This is a genomic window from Dyella soli, assembly GCF_054482295.1.
In genome coordinates this window covers 1-17,962 of record NZ_JBTFFU010000004.1, presented here as the reverse complement: position 1 = coordinate 17,962, position 17,962 = coordinate 1, and the positions used below count along the sequence as shown (strand labels likewise).

Annotated in this window: 17 protein-coding genes; 10 read left to right on the top strand and 7 right to left on the bottom strand. The window is 66.8% G+C overall.

The window, feature by feature from the left end; translation table 11 throughout:
* Positions 1 to 260 precede the first annotated feature (260 nt).
* Together ACXU4B_RS16510 and ACXU4B_RS16505 are read right to left on the bottom strand one after the other, a co-directional pair.
* Complete coding sequence (locus ACXU4B_RS16510) at positions 261 to 2,309, bottom strand: sodium-translocating pyrophosphatase (protein WP_131413459.1); 2,049 nt, start codon at positions 2,307 to 2,309, stop codon at positions 261 to 263.
* Positions 2,310 to 2,515: 206 nt separating this feature from the next.
* Complete coding sequence (locus tag ACXU4B_RS16505; RefSeq protein WP_131413461.1) at positions 2,516 to 2,950, bottom strand: RcnB family protein; 435 nt, start codon at positions 2,948 to 2,950, stop codon at positions 2,516 to 2,518.
* 173 nt (positions 2,951 to 3,123) lie between these two features.
* Here ACXU4B_RS16505 and ACXU4B_RS16500 point away from each other — a divergent pair, with 173 nt between their 5' ends.
* Complete coding sequence (locus ACXU4B_RS16500) at positions 3,124 to 3,891, top strand: alpha/beta hydrolase (protein WP_131413463.1); 768 nt, start codon at positions 3,124 to 3,126, stop codon at positions 3,889 to 3,891.
* Between the two features lie 3 nt (positions 3,892 to 3,894).
* Here ACXU4B_RS16500 and ACXU4B_RS16495 read toward each other — a convergent pair whose 3' ends face one another.
* On the bottom strand, positions 3,895 to 5,163 hold the full coding sequence (locus ACXU4B_RS16495; protein WP_131413465.1) for a 6-phosphofructokinase: 1,269 nt from the start codon (positions 5,161 to 5,163) through the stop codon (positions 3,895 to 3,897).
* A gap of 199 nt (positions 5,164 to 5,362) precedes the next feature.
* Here ACXU4B_RS16495 and ACXU4B_RS16490 point away from each other — a divergent pair, with 199 nt between their 5' ends.
* The 8 genes from ACXU4B_RS16490 (at position 5,363) to ACXU4B_RS16455 (ending at position 13,607) form a co-directional block, all read left to right on the top strand.
* Entirely contained in the window at positions 5,363 to 5,947 is a 585-nt protein-coding gene (locus ACXU4B_RS16490) for an adenylate kinase (protein ID WP_131413467.1), read from the top strand.
* A gap of 86 nt (positions 5,948 to 6,033) precedes the next feature.
* Positions 6,034 to 7,389, top strand: a complete 1,356-nt coding sequence (gene mpl, locus ACXU4B_RS16485; RefSeq protein WP_131413469.1) for a UDP-N-acetylmuramate:L-alanyl-gamma-D-glutamyl-meso-diaminopimelate ligase — start codon at positions 6,034 to 6,036, stop codon at positions 7,387 to 7,389.
* 76 nt (positions 7,390 to 7,465) lie between these two features.
* Positions 7,466 to 8,068 (top strand): LON peptidase substrate-binding domain-containing protein, encoded by a 603-nt coding sequence (locus ACXU4B_RS16480; protein ID WP_131413471.1) that lies wholly within the window; start codon positions 7,466 to 7,468, stop codon positions 8,066 to 8,068.
* An 80-nt stretch (positions 8,069 to 8,148) separates the two neighbouring features.
* The gene (locus ACXU4B_RS16475) at positions 8,149 to 8,967 is read left to right on the top strand and encodes an SDR family oxidoreductase (RefSeq protein WP_131413473.1); all 819 of its coding nucleotides are present in this window, start codon (positions 8,149 to 8,151) and stop codon (positions 8,965 to 8,967) included.
* Positions 8,968 to 8,972: 5 nt separating this feature from the next.
* Positions 8,973 to 9,428 (top strand): HIT family protein, encoded by a 456-nt coding sequence (locus tag ACXU4B_RS16470; protein ID WP_131413475.1) that lies wholly within the window; start codon positions 8,973 to 8,975, stop codon positions 9,426 to 9,428.
* On the top strand, positions 9,425 to 9,844 hold the full coding sequence (locus tag ACXU4B_RS16465) for a VOC family protein (protein WP_131413477.1): 420 nt from the start codon (positions 9,425 to 9,427) through the stop codon (positions 9,842 to 9,844). The genes ACXU4B_RS16470 and ACXU4B_RS16465 overlap by 4 nt, the downstream gene beginning before the upstream one ends.
* A 316-nt stretch (positions 9,845 to 10,160) precedes the next feature.
* Positions 10,161 to 11,501 (top strand): sigma-54 dependent transcriptional regulator, encoded by a 1,341-nt coding sequence (locus ACXU4B_RS16460; RefSeq protein ID WP_131413479.1) that lies wholly within the window; start codon positions 10,161 to 10,163, stop codon positions 11,499 to 11,501.
* 870 nt (positions 11,502 to 12,371) lie between these two features.
* Positions 12,372 to 13,607 carry an acetylornithine transaminase gene (locus ACXU4B_RS16455; RefSeq protein WP_131413481.1) on the top strand — a complete coding sequence of 412 codons (1,236 nt, stop codon included), beginning with the start codon at positions 12,372 to 12,374 and terminating at the stop codon, positions 13,605 to 13,607.
* Between the two features lie 51 nt (positions 13,608 to 13,658).
* Here ACXU4B_RS16455 and ACXU4B_RS16450 read toward each other — a convergent pair whose 3' ends face one another.
* The 3 genes from ACXU4B_RS16450 to thiE form a co-directional block, all read right to left on the bottom strand.
* Positions 13,659 to 14,543 (bottom strand): ion transporter, encoded by an 885-nt coding sequence (locus ACXU4B_RS16450; protein WP_131413531.1) that lies wholly within the window; start codon positions 14,541 to 14,543, stop codon positions 13,659 to 13,661.
* A gap of 220 nt (positions 14,544 to 14,763) precedes the next feature.
* Positions 14,764 to 16,050 (bottom strand): glutamate-1-semialdehyde 2,1-aminomutase, encoded by a 1,287-nt coding sequence (gene hemL, locus ACXU4B_RS16445; RefSeq protein ID WP_131413483.1) that lies wholly within the window; start codon positions 16,048 to 16,050, stop codon positions 14,764 to 14,766.
* A gap of 10 nt (positions 16,051 to 16,060) precedes the next feature.
* Complete coding sequence (gene thiE / locus ACXU4B_RS16440; protein WP_131413485.1) at positions 16,061 to 16,684, bottom strand: thiamine phosphate synthase; 624 nt, start codon at positions 16,682 to 16,684, stop codon at positions 16,061 to 16,063.
* A gap of 93 nt (positions 16,685 to 16,777) precedes the next feature.
* On the opposite strand from thiE, the gene ACXU4B_RS16435 reads away from it, so the two are divergent.
* Complete coding sequence (locus ACXU4B_RS16435; protein ID WP_131413487.1) at positions 16,778 to 16,975, top strand: rubredoxin; 198 nt, start codon at positions 16,778 to 16,780, stop codon at positions 16,973 to 16,975.
* 233 nt (positions 16,976 to 17,208) lie between these two features.
* Here ACXU4B_RS16435 and ACXU4B_RS16430 read toward each other — a convergent pair whose 3' ends face one another.
* A complete protein-coding gene (locus tag ACXU4B_RS16430) occupies positions 17,209 to 17,658 on the bottom strand; it encodes a DUF192 domain-containing protein (RefSeq protein WP_205746630.1) in 450 nt (149 codons plus the stop codon).
* Between the last annotated feature and the right edge of the window lie 304 nt (positions 17,659 to 17,962).

Sequence of the window (17,962 nt, the reverse complement as noted above, 5' to 3'; positions counted from 1 at the left end):
GAGCCTTTCAGGCCATTCTCTTTGGGTTACTTTTCTCTGACTCCGGGCATCCTGCCCTCCGCCCTTCGGGCCGGCTTCGCCGTTCGCACGCGCTCCTGCGCGTGCGTGGGCCAGCAAGAGAAAAGTGACTCGGCCTCCGGCAGGAGGTCGAAACGCCCGCTGCGTAAGCGGCAAGCTGGCGACAGTGCTTGGGAGCGAAGCAAGAACAAGGGCCAAACGATCGCGCCCGATCACCATGCCGGTGACCGGGCGCGCCGCGGTCAGAGCAGAGGAATCAGCAACAGCGCCACGATGTTGATTATCTTGATCAGCGGATTCACCGCCGGGCCCGCCGTGTCCTTGTACGGATCGCCCACCGTATCGCCGGTCACCGCGGCCTTGTGGGCGTCGGAACCCTTGCCACCGAAGTGATCGTCCTCGATGTATTTCTTGGCGTTGTCCCAGGCGCCACCGCCCGTGGTCATCGAGATGGCCACGAACAGGCCGGTGACGATGGTGCCGATCAGCACGCCGCCCAGCGCCTGGGCGCCGGCTTCGGCGCCACCCAGCCATTTGAAGCCGAACACCACCACCACCGGCACCAGCACCGGCAGCAGCGACGGCACCAGCATTTCCTTGATCGCCGACTTGGTCAGCATGTCCACCGCACGCGAGTAGTCCGGCTTGGCCGTGCCCTGCATGATGCCGGGGATCTCGCGGAACTGGCGGCGCACTTCTTCCACCACCGCGCCGGCGGCGCGACCCACGGCCTCCATCGCCATGGCGCCGAACAGGTACGGGATCAGGCCGCCGATCAGCAGGCCGATGATCACGTACGGGTTGGACAGGTCGAAGCGGAAGTCGGTGATGTTCAGGTGCTGGGTGAGGTTGTGGGTGTAGTCGGCAAACAGCACCAGTGCGGCCAGGCCGGCCGAACCGATGGCGTAGCCCTTGGTCACGGCCTTGGTGGTGTTGCCCACCGCGTCGAGCGGATCGGTGACACCGCGCACTTCCGGCGGCAACTCCGCCATCTCGGCGATGCCGCCGGCGTTGTCGGTGATCGGGCCATAGGCATCCAGCGCCACGATCATGCCGGTCATGCTGAGCATGGCAGTGGCGGCGATCGCGATGCCGTAAAGGCCGGCCAGCTGATAGGCACTCCAGATCGCGGCGCACACGGCGAGCACCGGCAGCGCGGTCGATTTCATCGACACGCCGATGCCGGCGATGATGTTGGTGGCGTGACCGGTGGTCGACGCGCGGGCCACGTGCTGCACGGGGGCATACTCGGTGGCCGTGTAGTACTCGGTGATCACCACCATGGCGCCAGTGAGCACCAGGCCGATCAGCGCGCAGCCGTAGATGTGGCCGACACCGTAGGACGAGTCGGACATCAGGTGGTTGGTGATGGGCCAGAAGGCAATCGCGGCCAGCACCGCCGACACCGCGACGCCCGCGTAAAGGGCATTCATGATCTTCGGACCGCGCGCCTTCACGAAGAAGGTGCCGATGACCGAGGCCACGATGGATGCGCCGCCCAGCACCAGCGGGAACAGCACGCCATTGCTACCGGTCTGCTCAGCCATGACGCCGCCCAGCAGCATGGTGGCAATCAGCGTCACGGCATAGGTTTCGAACAGGTCGGCCGCCATGCCGGCGCAATCGCCCACGTTGTCGCCCACGTTGTCGGCGATCACGGCGGGGTTGCGCGGGTCGTCTTCCGGGATACCCGCTTCGACCTTGCCCACCAGGTCCGCGCCCACATCGGCGCCCTTGGTGAAGATGCCGCCGCCCAGGCGCGCGAAGATCGAGATCAGCGATGAGCCGAAGGCCAGGCCCACCAGCGCATGCAGGGCATGCATGGTCTCGTAGCCCATGTGGCTGAGCACCATGTAGTAACCGGTGACGCCCAGCAGGGCCAGCCCCACCACCAGCATGCCGGTGATGGCACCACCGCGGAAGGCCACATTGAGCGCGGCGGCCAGGCCATGGCGTGCGGCCTCGGCGGTGCGCACATTGGCGCGCACCGACACGTTCATGCCGATATAGCCGGTCGCGCCCGACAGGATCGCACCCACCGCAAAACCGATGGCCGTGGCCCAGTCCAGCGCGAACCCGATGATGAGGAAGAGCACGACTCCGACGCCGCCGATGGTGGTGTACTGGCGGTTCAGATACGCCTGCGCACCCTGCTGGATCGCCGCTGCGATCTCCTGCATGCGCTCGTTGCCCGGTGATTTCGCCAAGATCCAGCGCACCGACAGCGCGCCATACAGAACTGCCAAGACCGCACAAGCCAGCACGATCCACAAGCCAAACTGCTGCAGCATCGGAGCCTCCCCATGAGTGGAAACACGTAGGTCGGGACCGCCACCGGCACCCCGACACGGCGGCCGCCCTTTGCGGGCGGTCCTGGCGAGTATAGGCAGAGGTTGACGACAGTCGTGTTGTGCGACGCAACGCGCTGCGGCTTCAGGTCACAAAAAAGGGCGGCGCCTCGCGGCGCCGCCCTGGGCCAGGCCCGGATTCCAGCTGGTCAGCGAATGACCATGTCCATGATCATGTTGTCGCCGATCGACACCAGCAGGTAGCTGCTGTCGTCGCGCACCCAGCGGTAACCGTACGGCGGCGGTGCCAGCTGGTAACCCCGGTAATCGTTCACGATGTACATGGGGCCGTCGTAGCGATAGCCACGCTCCCAGCGGTGCGGGTGGCCGTAGTAGCCGCGGTCGCTGTAATAACGACGCTCCCAGTGCTCGCGATCGTCGTGGTCACGCCAGCCGTCGCGACGCCAGCCGTCGCGGTCGTATCCGCGGCCGTGGTCGCGATCATCATGGCCGCGCCCCCGGTCGTGGTCGCGATCGTCATGGCCACGTCCCTGGTCGTCGTGGTCGTGCCACGGGCCGGCCGAAACCGCGCCGCTGCCGGCAAGCAGTGCCAGTGCCACGAACACGCTGGAAAGGGTTTTCATCGCATCCTCCTCGGTGGCCTGCCGGCGCCACGGGCGCCAGGTTGATCAGGCAAGTCCATCGTAGGAATCCGGATCTGAACGCCGAGCGTGCTTTTTTGAAGGCATCGTGCAAGCTTTCAGCATTGGCTTATCCATCTGAACCGCGTACATCAAGACCGCCAGGGGGCACGTGCATGTTCTTGCGAGTAATGCTGGTGCTGGTCGCGCTTGCGGTGGTGCTGTATGGCGGGATCTGCGCGGCCATGTACCTGGGGCAGCGGCAGCAGATCTATCACCCCGAGGCCAGCTGGCGCGTCGAGCAGCCGCCGGATTTCGAGCTGGCCAGCCACGGCATCCGGCTTCGTGGATGGGTAGTCAACCCGGGGCAAGAGAAGGCGCTGGTCTATTTTGGTGGCAATGGCGAACGCATCGAGGATGCCCGTACCGACCTGGGGCGCTGGTTCCCCGATCGCACGATCTACCTGCTGCCGTATCGCGGCTATGCCGCCAGCGAAGGGGAACCCAGCGAACGCGCCCTGGTCGACGATGCCGAGGCGCTGTTCGACCAGGTCGCGCGCAAGCACAGCGCGATTGCCGTGATCGGGCGAAGCCTGGGCAGCGGCGTGGCCGTGCAACTGGCGGCGAACCGACCGGTAGAGCGCCTCGTGCTGGTCACGCCTTTCGACAGCCTGGTGCGCGTGGCGGCGGGCTACTACTCGTGGCTGCCGGTGAATGCGCTGATGCGCGATCGCTTTGAATCGTGGCGCTATGTCAACGCGATTCGTTGCCCCGTGCTGGTGATCCGGGCGGAACAGGACGAAGTCATTCCCGCCGCACGCACGCTGGCCTTGCTGGGCGCGTTCCGACGCGCGCCCATGGTGCAGGTGGTGGCCGACGCCGGGCACAACACGCTCCAGGACCACTCGGACTACCGTGTGAGCCTGGAACGCTTCCTGCGCTGAGGCTCAGTCCCCGAACGGCTCGAGCCTTTGCGCAACCGCGGTGTTCTTCAGCGTCACGTATTGCGGCAAGCCATTCCGGCCGTACGGCGGCGGTGCTTCGCCCTGGATGAGCGGGCCGAGGTACCGGCGCGCTGCGGCGGTGATGCCAAAACCATCGCGCGTAAGAAAACCCGCGGGCATCTTCTTCTCGCGGTTGGCGATCTTCGATAGCGGTGCGGCCTCGATCTTCCAGCGATAGGGAGTGTCGCTGCTGCGCACGATCACCGGCATGACCGCATTCATGCCGGCCAGCGCGTAATCGACGGCCGCCTTGCCGACCGCGTAAGCCTGGTCGGCATCGGTCTTCGAGGCGGCGTGCCGTGCGGAACGCTGCAGGTAGTCGGGCAAGGCCCAGTGGTACTTGTAGCCGAGCTTCTCCTTCACCAGCGAGGCGAGCACCGGCGCCACTCCGCCGAGCTGGCTGTGGCCGAACGCGTCGCGCGTGCCGGCTTCGGCGAGGAACTGGCCCTGCTCGTTGCGGATGCCTTCGGAGGCGACCACCGTGCACCAGCCCACGCGCTCCACCGTGGCCTTGACCTTGGCCAGGAAGGCCGCCTCGTCGAACACCCGCTCGGGAAACAGGATGATATGTGGCGCCGCATCCGCACCTTCGCCGGCCAGGCCGGCGGCAGCGGCGATCCAGCCGGCATGCCGGCCCATCACTTCGAGAATGAACACCTTGGTCGAGGTATCAGCCATCGAGGCAACATCGAGGCTCGCTTCCAGCGTCGAAAGCGCGGTGTATTTCGCCACCGAACCGAAGCCCGGGCAGCAATCGGTGACGGCCAGGTCGTTGTCCACCGTCTTGGGCACGCCAATGCAGCGGATGTCGTAGCCCATGGCCTTGCCGAGCTGCGAGATCTTCAGTGCCGTGTCGGCCGAATCGTTGCCGCCGTTGTAGAGGAACCAGCGGATGTCGTGCGCGCGGAACACCTCGATCAGGCGCTCGTACTCGGCCCGGTTGGCCTCCAGCGACTTGAGCTTGTAGCGACAGGAACCGAACGCGCCCCCCGGCGTATGGCGCAGCGCTGTCACGGCGGCCTTGGACTCCTTCGAGGTGTCGATCAGCTCCTCGCGCAGCACGCCCAGGATGCCGTTGCGCGCGGCGTATACCTGCACGCCCCGGGCGCGCGCCGCTTCGATTACGCCCGCGGCGGTGGCATTGATCACGGCGGTCACGCCGCCGGACTGGGCGTAGAGCAGACGGCCTGCGAGGCGGGTTTGGGGCTTCATGGGCACTCTCCGGGCGGTTGGGTGTCCCGTGTGACCATCCAGCGTCAACCCGGGAAGTCTTTTGGAACAATGACTTGGCGCCGGAAGGCGGCCGCGCTGGTTTGACGGCACCCCCCGCAGAAGCTACTTTGAACGCCAATTTTCTTGCTTTCGACGGGCCGCCGCAGCGTGCGGTGGCTCGCCGATACCATGGAGCATTATGCGACTCGTCCTACTTGGTCCGCCCGGCTCGGGCAAAGGCACCCAGGCCGCCCGTCTGAAGGCGGAGCTCGGCGTACCGCACATCTCGACCGGCGACATGCTTCGTGCTGCCGTGGCGGCCGGTACGCCGCAGGGTCTCAAGGCCAAGGAAGTGATGAATGCCGGCAAGCTGGTGTCCGACGACATCCTGCTGGGCATGCTGGAAGAACGCCTGGCCCAGGACGACGTCAGGAACGGCTTCATCCTCGACGGCTACCCGCGCAACCTGGCGCAGGCCGACGCGCTCGACCACCTGCTGGCCAAGATCGGCCAGCCGCTGGATGCAGTGGTGAAGCTCGATGTCCCGAACGAGGTGATCATTGCGCGTTGCGAGATCCGCTTCGCGGCCGAGCATCGCCATGACGACGACCCGGAAGTCGTGCGCGACCGCCTCAAGGTCTATGCCGAGCAGACCGCACCGGTGGCCGACTTCTTTGCCCGTCGCGGCAAGCTGCAGGTCGTCAATGGCGTGGGCGAGCTCGACGAAGTCACTGCGCGGGTCAAGCGCGTGCTGACCAACGAATCGGCCGCCGCCAACGGCTGATGCTCCGGGCCGCCGCAGGGCGGCCCGATGTTTTTGCGGGGCGGCACCGATGGCGCCGCACCCAGCTTCCAGCAAACGGGTTACCCATGCGTCTGCATATCCTCGGCATCTGCGGCACCTTCATGGGCGGCGTCGCCGCCCTGGCGCGCGAGCTTGGACTCACCGTCGAAGGCTCCGACGCCAACGTCTACCCACCCATGAGCACCCAGCTGGAGTCGCTCGGCATCCGCCTGATGGACGGCTACCGGGCCGACTACCTCAAGCCGGCGCCTGACCTGGTCGTGGTGGGCAATGCCATGACGCGCGGCAATCCGGCCGTGGAATACATGCTCGATGCGCAGCTGCGTTACATCTCCGGCCCGCAATGGCTGGGCGATACGCTGCTGCCGGGTCGCGAAGTGCTGGCAGTAGCCGGCACGCATGGCAAGACCACCACCACCAGCCTGCTGGCGCACCTGCTGGAAAGCGCGGGCCTCGCGCCGGGTTTCCTGATCGGTGGCGTGCCGGGCAACTTCGATGCCTCCGCCCGCGTCGGCAGCGGCAAGCCGTTCGTGATCGAGGCGGACGAGTACGACAGCGCGTTCTTCGACAAGCGCTCCAAGTTCGTGCACTACCGTCCACGCATCGCCATCCTCAACAACCTCGAATACGACCACGCCGATATCTTTCCCGACGTGGCGGCGATCCAGCGCCAGTTCCATCATCTCGTGCGCACGGTGCCGGGCAATGGCCGCCTGATCGTCAACGCGCACGACGCGCACCTGGCCGAGGTGCTGGCCATGGGCTGCTGGACGCCGGTGGAAACCTTCGGCATCGGCATGGGCGATTGGCAGGCGCAACTGCTTGCCGCCGATGGCTCGGCCTTTGCCGTGCGCCATGGCGGCGAGCTGGTGGGCGAGGTGCATTGGTCGCTGCTGGGCAATCACAGCGTGATGAATGCGCTGGCGGCGCTGGCGGCGGCGACGGCGGCGGGTGCCGATCCGCGCGCCCTGTTGCCAGCCTTTGCAAGCTTCGAGAGCGTCAAGCGCCGCATGGAAATCGTGGGCGACGTGGGCGGTGTGCGTGTCTACGACGATTTCGCCCATCATCCGACCGCCATCGCCACCACGCTGGCCGGCCTGCGCGCGAAGGTGGGCGGCTCGCGCATCCTCGTGGCGCTCGAGCCCCGCTCCAATTCCATGCGCTTGGGCGCGCACGCGGAGGCGCTGGCGCCGTCGCTGGCGGACGCCGACGCCGTGGTGTTCCTGCAGCGTCCGGAATTGCCGTGGGACGCGGGCCGCGTGACGGGCGCACTGGATGGCCGCGGCAGCACCGCATCGACGGTCGACGCCCTGATTGCCGCGCTGCGCAGCCAGGCCCGTGCCGGCGACCACGTGGTGTTCATGTCCAATGGTGGCTTCGAGGGCGCGCCACGTCGGTTCGTGGCCGCGTTGCAGGCATGACGGCGCGTATTCCCTGGCCGGCCGCACGCCGTTGCCCGGCGGGACCGGGCCGGGGAAACGGCTAGACTTGTCGTCCATGGCGGCCCAGTTACCTTCCACCGACTTGCCCCTGTTCCCGCTCGGCACCGTGCTGTATCCCGGTGGCCAGTTGCCACTGCGCATTTTCGAGCCGCGCTATCTGGACATGGTGCGCGAATGCGCGCGCAAGGGCGCCCCGTTCGGCGTGTGCCTGATCCTCGAAGGCGGCGAAGTGGGCGCGCCGGCGTTGCCGGCGGCGGTGGGCACGTTGGCGCACATCACGGATTTCCACAATCGCGAAGATGGCCTGCTGGGCATTCTCATCGAGGGCGGCCAGCGCTTCCGCGTCGCGCGTACGCGCGTGCGCTCGGACGGGCTCGTGCGCGGCGATGTCGAACTCTGGCCGGAGGAGCAGGCGCAGACGGTGCCGGTGGAACTGAGCCTGCTCGCCTCGATCCTGGAGCGACTGATCGAGAACATGGCGCCGCAGTGGCGCCATGCGCCCCGACAGCTCTATGACGATGCCGGCTGGGTGGGTTTCCGCCTGGCCGAATTGCTGCCGCTGCAGATCGACGAGCGGCAACGCATGCTGGAGCTCACCGACCCGTTGCAACGCCTGTCCGAGCTGCGCGATATCCTGCCGCGCTTCCAGCGCGCCTGAGCGGCGGCGCGGCTACACGCGCTTTTCGCGCGCGCGGTGCGCTCCTACACTGATGATCCTTTGATGGAGGTGGAACACCCATGGGCAGTCTGTCGGGCAAGACCTTGTTCATCACCGGCGCCTCGCGCGGCATCGGCCTGGCCATTGCACTGCGCGCCGCGCGCGATGGCGCCAACATCGCCATCGCGGCCAAGAGCAGCGTGCCCAATCCCAAGCTGCCGGGCACCATCCATACCGCCGCAGCGGAGATTGAAGCGGTCGGCGGCAAGGCCCTGGCCATCCGCTGCGATATCCGCGAGGAAGACGACGTGCACGCTGCCGTCGCGGCGACGGTCGAAGCCTTCGGTGGCATCGACATCCTGGTGAACAACGCCAGCGCCATCTGGCTGGCCGGCGCGCTCGATACACCGATGAAGCGCTTCGACCTGATGCAGCAGGTCAATGCGCGGGGCAGCTTTGTGTGTGCACAGGCCTGTCTCCCGCATCTGCTGAAGTCCTCGAACCCGCACATCCTCACGCTGGCGCCGCCACCGTCGCTCGATCCGAAGTGGTGGGCGCCGCATACCGGCTACACGCTGGCGAAAATGGGCATGAGCTTCGTCACGCTGGGGCTCGCGGGAGAATTCGGCCCGCGGGGCGTGGCGGTGAATGCCTTGTGGCCACGCACCATCATCGCCACCGACGCGCTCAACATGATCCCCGGCGTGCCGCTTGAGCGTTGCCGCAAGCCGGCCATCGTGGCCGATGCCGCGCATGCCGTGCTCACGCGCCCGTCGGTGGGTTTCGCCGGCCAGTTCCTGATCGACGAGGACGTGTTGCGCGACGCCGGCATCACGGATCTTGCGCCGTATGCGATGCAGCCGGGCCAGAAGCTGCTGCCCGACCTGTTCCTGGATTGATCGCGGTGACGTGCCCGTTCTGCGCCATCGTGGCGGGCGAGCTGGAAGCCAGCGTGGTGGCGCAGACGGACGCCGCGGTGGCCTTTCTCGATCAGCGCCAGGCCGTGCCGGGGCATGTGCTGGTGGTGCCACGCCTGCATGTCGAGCACATCGACGCCATCGACCCCGTGCTGGCAGGCGAGGTGATGCAGCTGGGCGTCCGCGTCGCGCAGGCCCTGCGCGTCGCCTTCGACCCGCCAGGCCTCAACCTCTGGCAGTCCAACGGTGCTGCCGGCGGGCAGGAGGTCGCGCACTTTCATCTGCACGTGCAGCCGCGTCGCGTGGGCGACGGCTTGTTGCGCGTCTATCCGCACGCACTTCCGGCGCCCGCATCGCGCGAGGTGCTGGACGATCTGGCCGCTCGCCTTCGTCTTTCCCTGCCGCCTGACGGCGCCAGCCCGGCGCCACGGAGCCAGCCATGAAATACCTGCACAGCATGATCCGCATCCGCGACATCGACGCCAGCCTGCGTTTTTTCTGCGAGGGCCTGGGCCTGGTCGAAAACCGGCGCATGGAGCATGCGGCCGGCAAGTTCACCCTGATCCTCCTCTCGGCGCCGGAGTCGCCGGAGGCCGAGGTCGAGCTCACCTACAATTGGGGCTCGACCGAGGACTATGGCAGCGCCCGTAACTTCGGCCACCTGGCGTTTCGCGTCGATGACATCTATGCCACCTGCGCGCGCCTGCAATCGATGGGCTACACCATCAACCGCCCGCCACGCGATGGTCACATGGCTTTTGTACGCTCGCCTGACCTTATTTCGGTCGAACTGCTGCAAGACGGCCAGCTGCCGGCGCAGGAGCCGTGGTCGTCGATGCCCAATACCGGCGTCTGGTGATGCAGCGGGTGGCGGTCCATGCCATGCGGCCGGCGGACGGCTTGCTGTCATCGGGCTTGCTGGTCGCCGGAAGCGCGTGGGGCCCGTAGGCCATAGGTCCTAGCCCATCGCCCGACACTGGGCTTCCGTTCGACGGTTTTGCGCCATTTGTCGGGTGACTGTCGCGCTAAGAGTTGTATATTGTGTGACGCATATCACATTTCTGCAGCGGTCGCGGCGTAGGTTTGCGCGACGGGCGTGGTAACCGGGGGGTAGCCAGCAGTGGGCTGCGCCCGGCCGAAACCTGTGACCCTTATCAGGGGAAGGGGAGGGAGCCATGGCTGTTTTGAGGGAGGAAGCCAGACGTTGTGTAGTCTGGTTTGGGGAACCTGCCAGCGAGGAGCGGGCGGGGCTGGCCAAGGCGGGGTGGTTGGTCCGCGTGGCTGATGCCAACACGCAAAGCGGTGTGGGCATGCGCAACAACGACACGGTGGTGGCCCTTGCGGACCTGCGCCAAGGCGACCCCACGTCGGCCGACGCCATGGCCCTGCTGATGGCGGACCATCCCTGGCTCCCCTGGGTCGCGCTGCTGTCGCCGGAAATGCCGGCGCATGAGCCGCTGATCGACCGCATCCTCGAAGCGAGCATCGAGTACTTCACGACGCCGGTGGACGTCGACCGCCTGGTCGAGACCCTGGCGCGCATCGGTGGCGGCCAGCCACCGGCTCCGGAACCCGGCGACATCGGCGTGACCGGCCGCAGCGAGGCCATTCGCGCCGTCGTGGCCAGCATCCGCAAATATGCGCCGGTGGAATTGCCGGTGCTGATCACCGGCGAAACCGGCACCGGCAAGGAAGTCGCCGCGCGCGCGCTGCATGGCCTCTCGGCCCGTGCGGAGCGCCCGTTCGCGGCCATCAATTGCGGCGCGCTGCCGCCCAACCTGGTGCAGTCCGAACTGTTTGGCCATGAGCGCGGCGCGTTCACCGGCGCCAATGCTCGCCGCATCGGCCATTTCGAGACCGCCGCCGGCGGCACGGTCTTCCTTGACGAGGTGGGTGACCTGCCGCTCGATGCGCAGACCAGCCTGTTGCGATTCCTGCAGGAAGGCACGCTGGAACGCGTGGGCAGCAGCCAGCTGATCAAGCTCGACGTGCGCGTGCTGGCCGCCACCCACGTGGACCTGGAAAAGGCCGTCGAGCAGGGGCGCTTCCGTGAGGACCTCTACTACCGCCTCAATGTGCTGCGCCTGCGCATGCCGGCCTTGCGCGAGCGCGAGGACGACGTGGTGACGCTGGCGCAGCGCTTCCTGGACGCGTTCCGCGAGCAGCACAGCAGCCACGCCCGGGCCTTCAGCGCCAGCGCGCGCCGCGCCATGCTCGATTTTGCGTGGCCGGGCAATGTGCGTGAGTTGCTCAACCGCGTGCAGCGCGCCGCGGTCGTCGCGGAGGATGCCTTGATCAGCATGGACGACCTGGACCTGGCGGACGTGCTGACCAAGCAGACGGCACGCTCCAGCCTCGGCAATACGCGGGTGGCGGCGGAGCGCGATGCGGTGATCGCCTGCCTGCGCGAGAGCCGCTTCAACGTCAGCGAGTGCGCCCGCCGTCTCAAGGTGTCGCGGGTGACCATCTACCGCCTGTGCAAGAAGCACCAGCTCGCCCTCGACGAGCTGCGCTGAACTCACGTCCATGGGTCGCGTGCCTGCGCGCATCGGCGCTTGGGCTGCTGCGTGTCGCCCTGCCGCGGCCGTGTCCGGGCTGAGCGGCGGATGCTCGCCAAGGCGTGGCTGGTTGGGCGCCTACCCGGCCACGTAGCTGCAAGCACCCGCCGCTCAGCCCGACGCCGAGGGTCGCGATGCGCCTTCACTGCCGTCAGGGTCTTTGAAAGGAAGACCCCCGGCCCGCAGGGGTCGGGCCGGGGGGTTCCATTGGTGCCCCGGCCACAGGGGTTGCCGGGTTACCGCCCTCGTTGCCGCCTTGCGGCGGAATTCATGCTCGAACGACCGCCACTCGCACGCGGAAGTTGTCAGCGGAAGCAGGTTCGGATAGCCGTCGCCAGCTGCGATGTTCGCATCGACCTTGCCCTGGGCCCCCCAGAGGTTTCGCCAATCCGCCGCCGCGGATGTCCCTGCCGCGGTGTTCGGTGCGTTGTCGCAGCTGGCCCTTCCCCCTTCCCGCCTGTACAGCTCAAACAGAGCAATCGGCGTGCCAACGTCGACGGATGGCTCTGCAGCGCGCCCTTGCGCGCATCGGCATGGCTCTTGCTGCCCGCGCGGCGTGTTGTGCGCGTTACAGCGGCGCTGGCCTGGCGCCTGTGCAATGGTCGCCAGACCGCGCGGTTGAGCCATTTCCGCCCGTTTGTAACGCGCCCGACACATCGCACAGCCCGAGTTGACACATTGCGCACGCTGGCCGGCGGTGCCGGCGTCGCCGTGCAAACGCATGGCACAGGGCTTACGATGCGTGCTGCGTCGCACCAGGCCTGCGGCGTCCCCGTTTCCCCATCCCCTGACAAGGCGCCGCCGCTCCGGTTGCGCCCGGAGTACGACATGCACGCGCAAGACCCGTCCGCCCAGTCCCTCATCGATCTCGGCAAGCGCTACTGGCTGCCGGTGTATCGACCGCGCGACGTGGTACTCGATCACGGCAAGGGCGCGCGCGTGTGGGATACGGAAGGGCGCGATTACGTGGATTTTGGCGCCGGCATCGCGGTGAACGCTTTGGGCCACCAGGATCCGGACCTGCTCGATGCGCTCACCACGCAGGCCCACAAGCTGTGGCACACCAGCAATGTGTTCTACAGCGAGCCGCCGCTGCATCTGGCCGAGGAACTGGTCGAGGCGTCCGGCTTTGCCGAGCGCGTGTTCCTGTGCAACTCCGGCACCGAGGCCAACGAGGCGGCGATCAAGCTCGTGCGCAAGTGGGCATCGTCGCAGGGGCGCGAAGCGGCCAGGCGCGTGATCGTGACGTTCCGCGGCTCGTTCCATGGCCGCACGCTCGCCGCCGTCACCGCGACCGCCCAGCCCAAGTATCAGGAAGGCTACGAGCCCTTGCCCGGCGGTTTCCGCTATCTCGATTTCAACGATGTCGCGCAGCTGGAGGCCGCCTTTGCCCACGGCGACGTGGCGGCGGTGATGCTGGAGCCGGTGCAGGGCGAGGGTGGCGTGCTGCCGGCTGCGCCCGGCTTCATCAAGCGTGTGCGTGAACTGTGTGACCAGCACCAAGCCTTGCTGGTGCTGGACGAGATCCAGTGCGGCATGGGGCGCACCGGCAGCTTGTTCGCACATGTCCAGGACGAGGTGACGCCGGACATCGTGACACTGGCCAAGGCGCTGGGCTGCGGCTTTCCGATCGGTGCGATGCTGGTCGGTCCGAAAGTGGCCGAGACCATGCAGTTCGGCGCGCACGGCACCACCTTTGGCGGCAATCCGCTCGCTGCGGCGGTGGCTCGCGTGGCGCTGCGCAAGCTGTCGTCGCCGGAACTGCTGGCCAACGTGGCGCGCCAGTCGCAGGCCTTGCGTGATGGCCTGGCGCGCATCAACGCGTCGCTGGCGCTGTTCGACGAAGTGCGCGGCCGCGGCCTGATGCTGGGCGCGGTGCTCAAGGACGCGCACAAGGGCAAGGCCGGGACCATCCTCGACTTCGCCGCGGCGCACGGCTTGCTGGTGCTGCAGGCGGGCCCGGACGTGCTGCGTTTCGTGCCGCCGCTCAACCTCGCCGACGAAGATCTCGCCGAAGGCCTCAAGCGCCTTGAGGCGGCGCTGCGCGCCTACGTTGCCGCCTGACGCGCGTCCGATGATCGTCCTCGCCGCAAGGACGAGTCGCCTGGCGTTTGCTCAAGGGGCGGGAGTCTCCTCGTCGCTGCCGCCTTGCTGCAAGGGCGCCCCGCAGCCCCGGCAATAGCGTGCATCGGGCTGGTGGTCGGGCAGCTGGCAGTGGGGGCAGGTCTGCTGCTGCGCCTTGCGGATGCCGGTGGCCAGCTCCGCCGCGAAGATCCCCGTCGGAACGGCGATGATGCTGTAGCCCAGCAGCATGATCAGCGAAGTGACGATCCGCCCCAGCGTCGTGTGTGGCGTGATGTCACCGAAGCCCACCGTGGTCATTGTCACCACCGCCCAGTACATCGAGAGCGGGATGTTGGCGTAGCCATTCTCCGGCCCCTCGATCAGGTACATCAGCGAGCCGAAGATCAGCACCAGGGTGAGGATGGTGCTGAAGAACACCAGGATCTTGGGCCGCGCGCGCAGGAAGGTGGTCCACAGCATGTCCGCCTCGCCCACGTAACGGGTCATCTTGAGCACGCGGAATACGCGCAGGATGCGCAGCGCACGGATCACCATCAGGTGCGGGCCGCCGGCGGCCAGCAAGGTCAGGTAGGTCGGCAGCACGGCCATCAGGTCCACGATGCCGTAGAAGCTGAGCGCATAACGACGCGGGTGCGAAATCACCAGCAGCCGCACCACGTATTCCAGCGTGAAGGCGATGGTGAACAGCCACTCCAGTGCGTAGAACACGCTCCCCAGGGGGGCGTGCAGGTCCTCGACCGTATCCAGCACCGCGACCAGGATGCTCAGCAGGATGGCCACCATCAGCACCAGGTCGAACAGGCGCCCGGGTGCGGTGTCGTGGCGGAAAATCACGTGGAACCAGCGCGCCCGCCAACCATCCGGGGTCGCCGGTTCGATAGCGCTGTCGGACGGAAACCGCTTCTGCACGCTCATCGGTGTGGGCTCTACGTACGATGGCATCAGCATAACGCCGGGGTGGCCTCCGGCGGCGTCAAGGGCGGGGCGCGATCAGGGCAAGCCGAACCCCGCAGGCGTGTCCTGCATCGCGCGCGGCATGCTGCCGATAGGCTGGGCCCGTTGGCCGACGCGGATCGTTCGATCGCAGTCGGCCATTACATCGTCCAGGTGGAGCAGCATGCCGCGGAGCATGGGCTTATCCCGCGCGTGCAGCCTTCATCGCACCACGGGCTGCGTCGAGCGTATCGGCCAGGTCCTGCTCGCCGTGGGCGCTGGAGACAAAGCCTGCCTCGAACGCGGAAGGCGCAAGATATACGCCACGCTCCAGCATGCCGTGGAAGAAGCGGTTGAACATGGCGGTATCCGCGGCCGTGGCCTGCGCGAACGACTCCACCTTCTCGCTGGTGAAGAACAGGCCGAACATGCCGCCCACGCGGTTCGTGCTGAAAGGAAGGCCTTCACCATCGGCGATGGCCTGCAGGCCGTCGGTGAGCAGGCGCGTGCGTGCCGACAGCTGCTCGTAGAAGCCCGGTGCCTGGATCAGTTCCAGCATCGCCAGGCCCGCCGCCATCGCTACCGGATTGCCCGACAGCGTGCCGGCCTGGTAGATCGGGCCGGACGGCGCGATCTGCTGCATGAGGTCGCGACGACCGCCATAGGCACCCACCGGCATGCCGCCGCCGATGATCTTGCCGAACGTGGTGAGGTCGGGCGTGACCCCGTAATAGGCCTGTGCGCCGCCCAGCGCAACGCGGAAGCCGGTCATGACTTCATCGAAGATCAACAGCGCACCGTGCATCGTGCACAGCTCGCGCAATCCCTGCAGATAGCCTTGTTTCGGCGGAATGCAGTTCATGTTGCCCGCCACCGGCTCGATGATCAGGCCCGCGATGTCGCTGCCGTGTTCGTCAAACAGCCGCGTGGCGGCGGCAAGATCGTTGTACGGCAGCGTCAGCGTCAGGTCCGCATTGGCCTTGGGCACGCCCGGCGAGGTCGGCACGCCAAACGTCAGCGCGCCCGAACCCGCCTTCACCAGGAAGCTGTCACCATGGCCGTGATAGCAGCCCTCGAACTTCACGATGTAATTGCGTCCGGTGGCGCCGCGGGCGAGCCGGATGGCCGACATGGTCGCCTCGGTGCCGGAATTGACCATGCGCACCATGTCCATCGACGGGATCAGCGAGGTGATCGCCTCCGCCATGGTGACTTCCGCCGGGCAGGGCGTGCCGTAGGAAAGGCCATTCCTTACCGCACGCTCCACCGCCTCGCGCACATGCGGATGGTTGTGGCCCACGATCATCGGGCCCCACGAGCCGACGTAGTCGATGTAGCGCTTGCCTTCCACGTCCCACAGACAGGCGCCATCCGCACGCGCCGTGAAGAACGGTTCGCCGCCCACCGACTTGAAGGCGCGCACGGGCGAGTTCACGCCACCGGGCATCAGCTGCTGCGCGCGTTGGAAGAGGTCGTGGTTGGTGGTCATGGTGGAAGTCTCAATGCGTAGTGAAGAGTTGGGTGAAGCGCCCGGCGGCGGCGCGTACGTCCGGATCGCCGAAAACGGCCGAGATCACGGCCAGGTAGTCCGCGCCGGCATCGACGAGGGACCCGCCATTTTCCGGCGTGATGCCGCCGATCGCCACCCGCGGCAAGCCGAGCGCGGCGGTCTGTCGCAGCAGGTCGAACGAGGCGCGGCGTGCGTGGGGCTTGGTCGGCGAGGGGAAAAATGCCCCGAAAGCCAGGTAATCGGCGCCGTCGGCGGCAACCTGGCGGGCGCGTTCCAGCGAGTCGTAGCAGGACACGCCGATGATGGCGTCCGGCCCCAGCGCCAGTCGCGCGGAGGCGATGTCGCCGTCGTCCTCGCCCAGATGGACGCCGGCCGCGCCCGCCGCCTGGGCCAGCGCGACATCGTCATTGATGATCAGGGGCACCCCGCGCGCCGCGCATAAAGCCCGCAGCGCGCGGGCCTCGGTCAGCCGGCGGGCCTGGTCGGTGGTCTTGTCCCGGTACTGCAGCAGCTTTGCACCACCGGCCAGGGCCAGTGCCACTGCTTCCAGCAGATTGGCGCGCGGACCATCGGTGATCACGTACAGGCCGCGGCCCTTGAGTCTATGGTGCATGAATCTGTCCTGAAAATGGGCCCCATACGCTTTCGCATCGTCGGGGGAGTTGCGAGAATGCGCCTCTTATTCTCCATAACAAGCAGTCCAGCGATGAATCAGAGCACCAACGAAACCGGCACCCTGCGCAAATGGATGTGTGTCGTTTGCGGCTTCATCTATGACGAAGCCCTGGGTGTGCCCGAGGAAGGCATCGAGCCGGGTACGCGCTGGGCTGACGTGCCCGATACCTGGACCTGCCCTGATTGCGGGGCGACCAAGGACGACTTCGAGATGATCGAAATCGACTGATTTCGCTCACCGCGTCGCCCGCAAACGGCCCGATTCCGTCATCGTGCGGACCGGGCCGTTTGCTTAGATGCTCCTACGCGCCACCAGCACGGCGCGAGTCCCCGCAGGAGTGGCACCATGCAGCAATTCATCCCCTTTGAAGACGAGTGGGACGCACTGGACAATCTGCGCCCCGAAATGCTCGTTCCGTATCACGTCGGCGTTCCCTGCCGGCACGACCTGGCAGGCGGCGCTCACTCGACCGCGCCGACGTTCCCCTCGATGGTCAGTTCGTCGCCCACCATGGCGCCAATGCGCCCGGCGGTTCCCGCGGGCAGTTCCAACACATAGCGGGCGGGCAGGTCACTGGGATAGCTGGGGCAGGGATCAGCCTTGCACGGGGGCACGTTCGCCTGCACCGACACCAGCTTCCGGTTGCCGTCGAAATACAGGATGTCCAGCGGGATAAGCGTGTTCTTCATCCAGAACCAGCGCTGGTCGTCCTGCGCAAACACGAACAGCATGCTGTGATCGGCGGCCAGCTGCGTACGCATCATCAGGCCGTGCTCGCGGCTCGCATCGGTAGTGGCGAACTCCGTACTGAAGCGCTGGCCGTGCAGGCGCACGGCGGGAGCGTCGTGCTGGGGCGCGGCCAGGGCAGTGGCGGCAACGGCAAAAAGCAGCGGCGCGAGCAGTGGTTTCATGGATGTGCAGGCTCGGTTTGAGGGTGTGCGCCGGAGTGTAGCGGCGTGCAGGTTTGTCATCGCGATGAAAAAAATTCGTGTGTACCCCTTCCCAGGCCTGCGGATGGGCGCTATTATTTTCCTCCCCCGTCGAGACGCTCTCCGGCGAGGGGTTCCACGACAACCCGGCAGCAAAAAATATTTCGCTGAAGGTGTTGACGGATACGGAAAACGATGTAAGATGAGCGGCTCACTCGGAACGAAATGTTCCGGCGCGAAAACGGCAACGGTTCGCAAGTGATTGAGATCTTTGACAGTGTGCGCA

What these genes read in the sequence shown, in the direction of transcription:
- mpl (WP_131413469.1), top strand. Translation starts at nt 6,034, where the DNA reads ATGCGTCTGCATATCCTCGGCATCTGCGGCACCTTCATGGGCGGCGTC.
- ACXU4B_RS16455 (WP_131413481.1), top strand. Translation starts at nt 12,372, where the DNA reads ATGCACGCGCAAGACCCGTCCGCCCAGTCCCTCATCGATCTCGGCAAG.
- ACXU4B_RS16495 (WP_131413465.1), bottom strand. Translation starts at nt 5,163, where the DNA reads ATGAAGCCCCAAACCCGCCTCGCAGGCCGTCTGCTCTACGCCCAGTCC.
- ACXU4B_RS16475 (WP_131413473.1), top strand. Translation starts at nt 8,149, where the DNA reads ATGGGCAGTCTGTCGGGCAAGACCTTGTTCATCACCGGCGCCTCGCGC.
- thiE (WP_131413485.1), bottom strand. Translation starts at nt 16,684, where the DNA reads ATGCACCATAGACTCAAGGGCCGCGGCCTGTACGTGATCACCGATGGT.
- ACXU4B_RS16490 (WP_131413467.1), top strand. Translation starts at nt 5,363, where the DNA reads ATGCGACTCGTCCTACTTGGTCCGCCCGGCTCGGGCAAAGGCACCCAG.
- ACXU4B_RS16500 (WP_131413463.1), top strand. Translation starts at nt 3,124, where the DNA reads ATGTTCTTGCGAGTAATGCTGGTGCTGGTCGCGCTTGCGGTGGTGCTG.
- ACXU4B_RS16435 (WP_131413487.1), top strand. Translation starts at nt 16,778, where the DNA reads ATGAATCAGAGCACCAACGAAACCGGCACCCTGCGCAAATGGATGTGT.
- ACXU4B_RS16505 (WP_131413461.1), bottom strand. Translation starts at nt 2,950, where the DNA reads ATGAAAACCCTTTCCAGCGTGTTCGTGGCACTGGCACTGCTTGCCGGC.
- ACXU4B_RS16460 (WP_131413479.1), top strand. Translation starts at nt 10,161, where the DNA reads ATGGCTGTTTTGAGGGAGGAAGCCAGACGTTGTGTAGTCTGGTTTGGG.
- ACXU4B_RS16510 (WP_131413459.1), bottom strand. Translation starts at nt 2,309, where the DNA reads ATGCTGCAGCAGTTTGGCTTGTGGATCGTGCTGGCTTGTGCGGTCTTG.
- ACXU4B_RS16430 (WP_205746630.1), bottom strand. Translation starts at nt 17,658, where the DNA reads ATGAAACCACTGCTCGCGCCGCTGCTTTTTGCCGTTGCCGCCACTGCC.
- ACXU4B_RS16480 (WP_131413471.1), top strand. Translation starts at nt 7,466, where the DNA reads ATGGCGGCCCAGTTACCTTCCACCGACTTGCCCCTGTTCCCGCTCGGC.
- ACXU4B_RS16465 (WP_131413477.1), top strand. Translation starts at nt 9,425, where the DNA reads ATGAAATACCTGCACAGCATGATCCGCATCCGCGACATCGACGCCAGC.
- ACXU4B_RS16450 (WP_131413531.1), bottom strand. Translation starts at nt 14,543, where the DNA reads ATGAGCGTGCAGAAGCGGTTTCCGTCCGACAGCGCTATCGAACCGGCG.
- hemL (WP_131413483.1), bottom strand. Translation starts at nt 16,050, where the DNA reads ATGACCACCAACCACGACCTCTTCCAACGCGCGCAGCAGCTGATGCCC.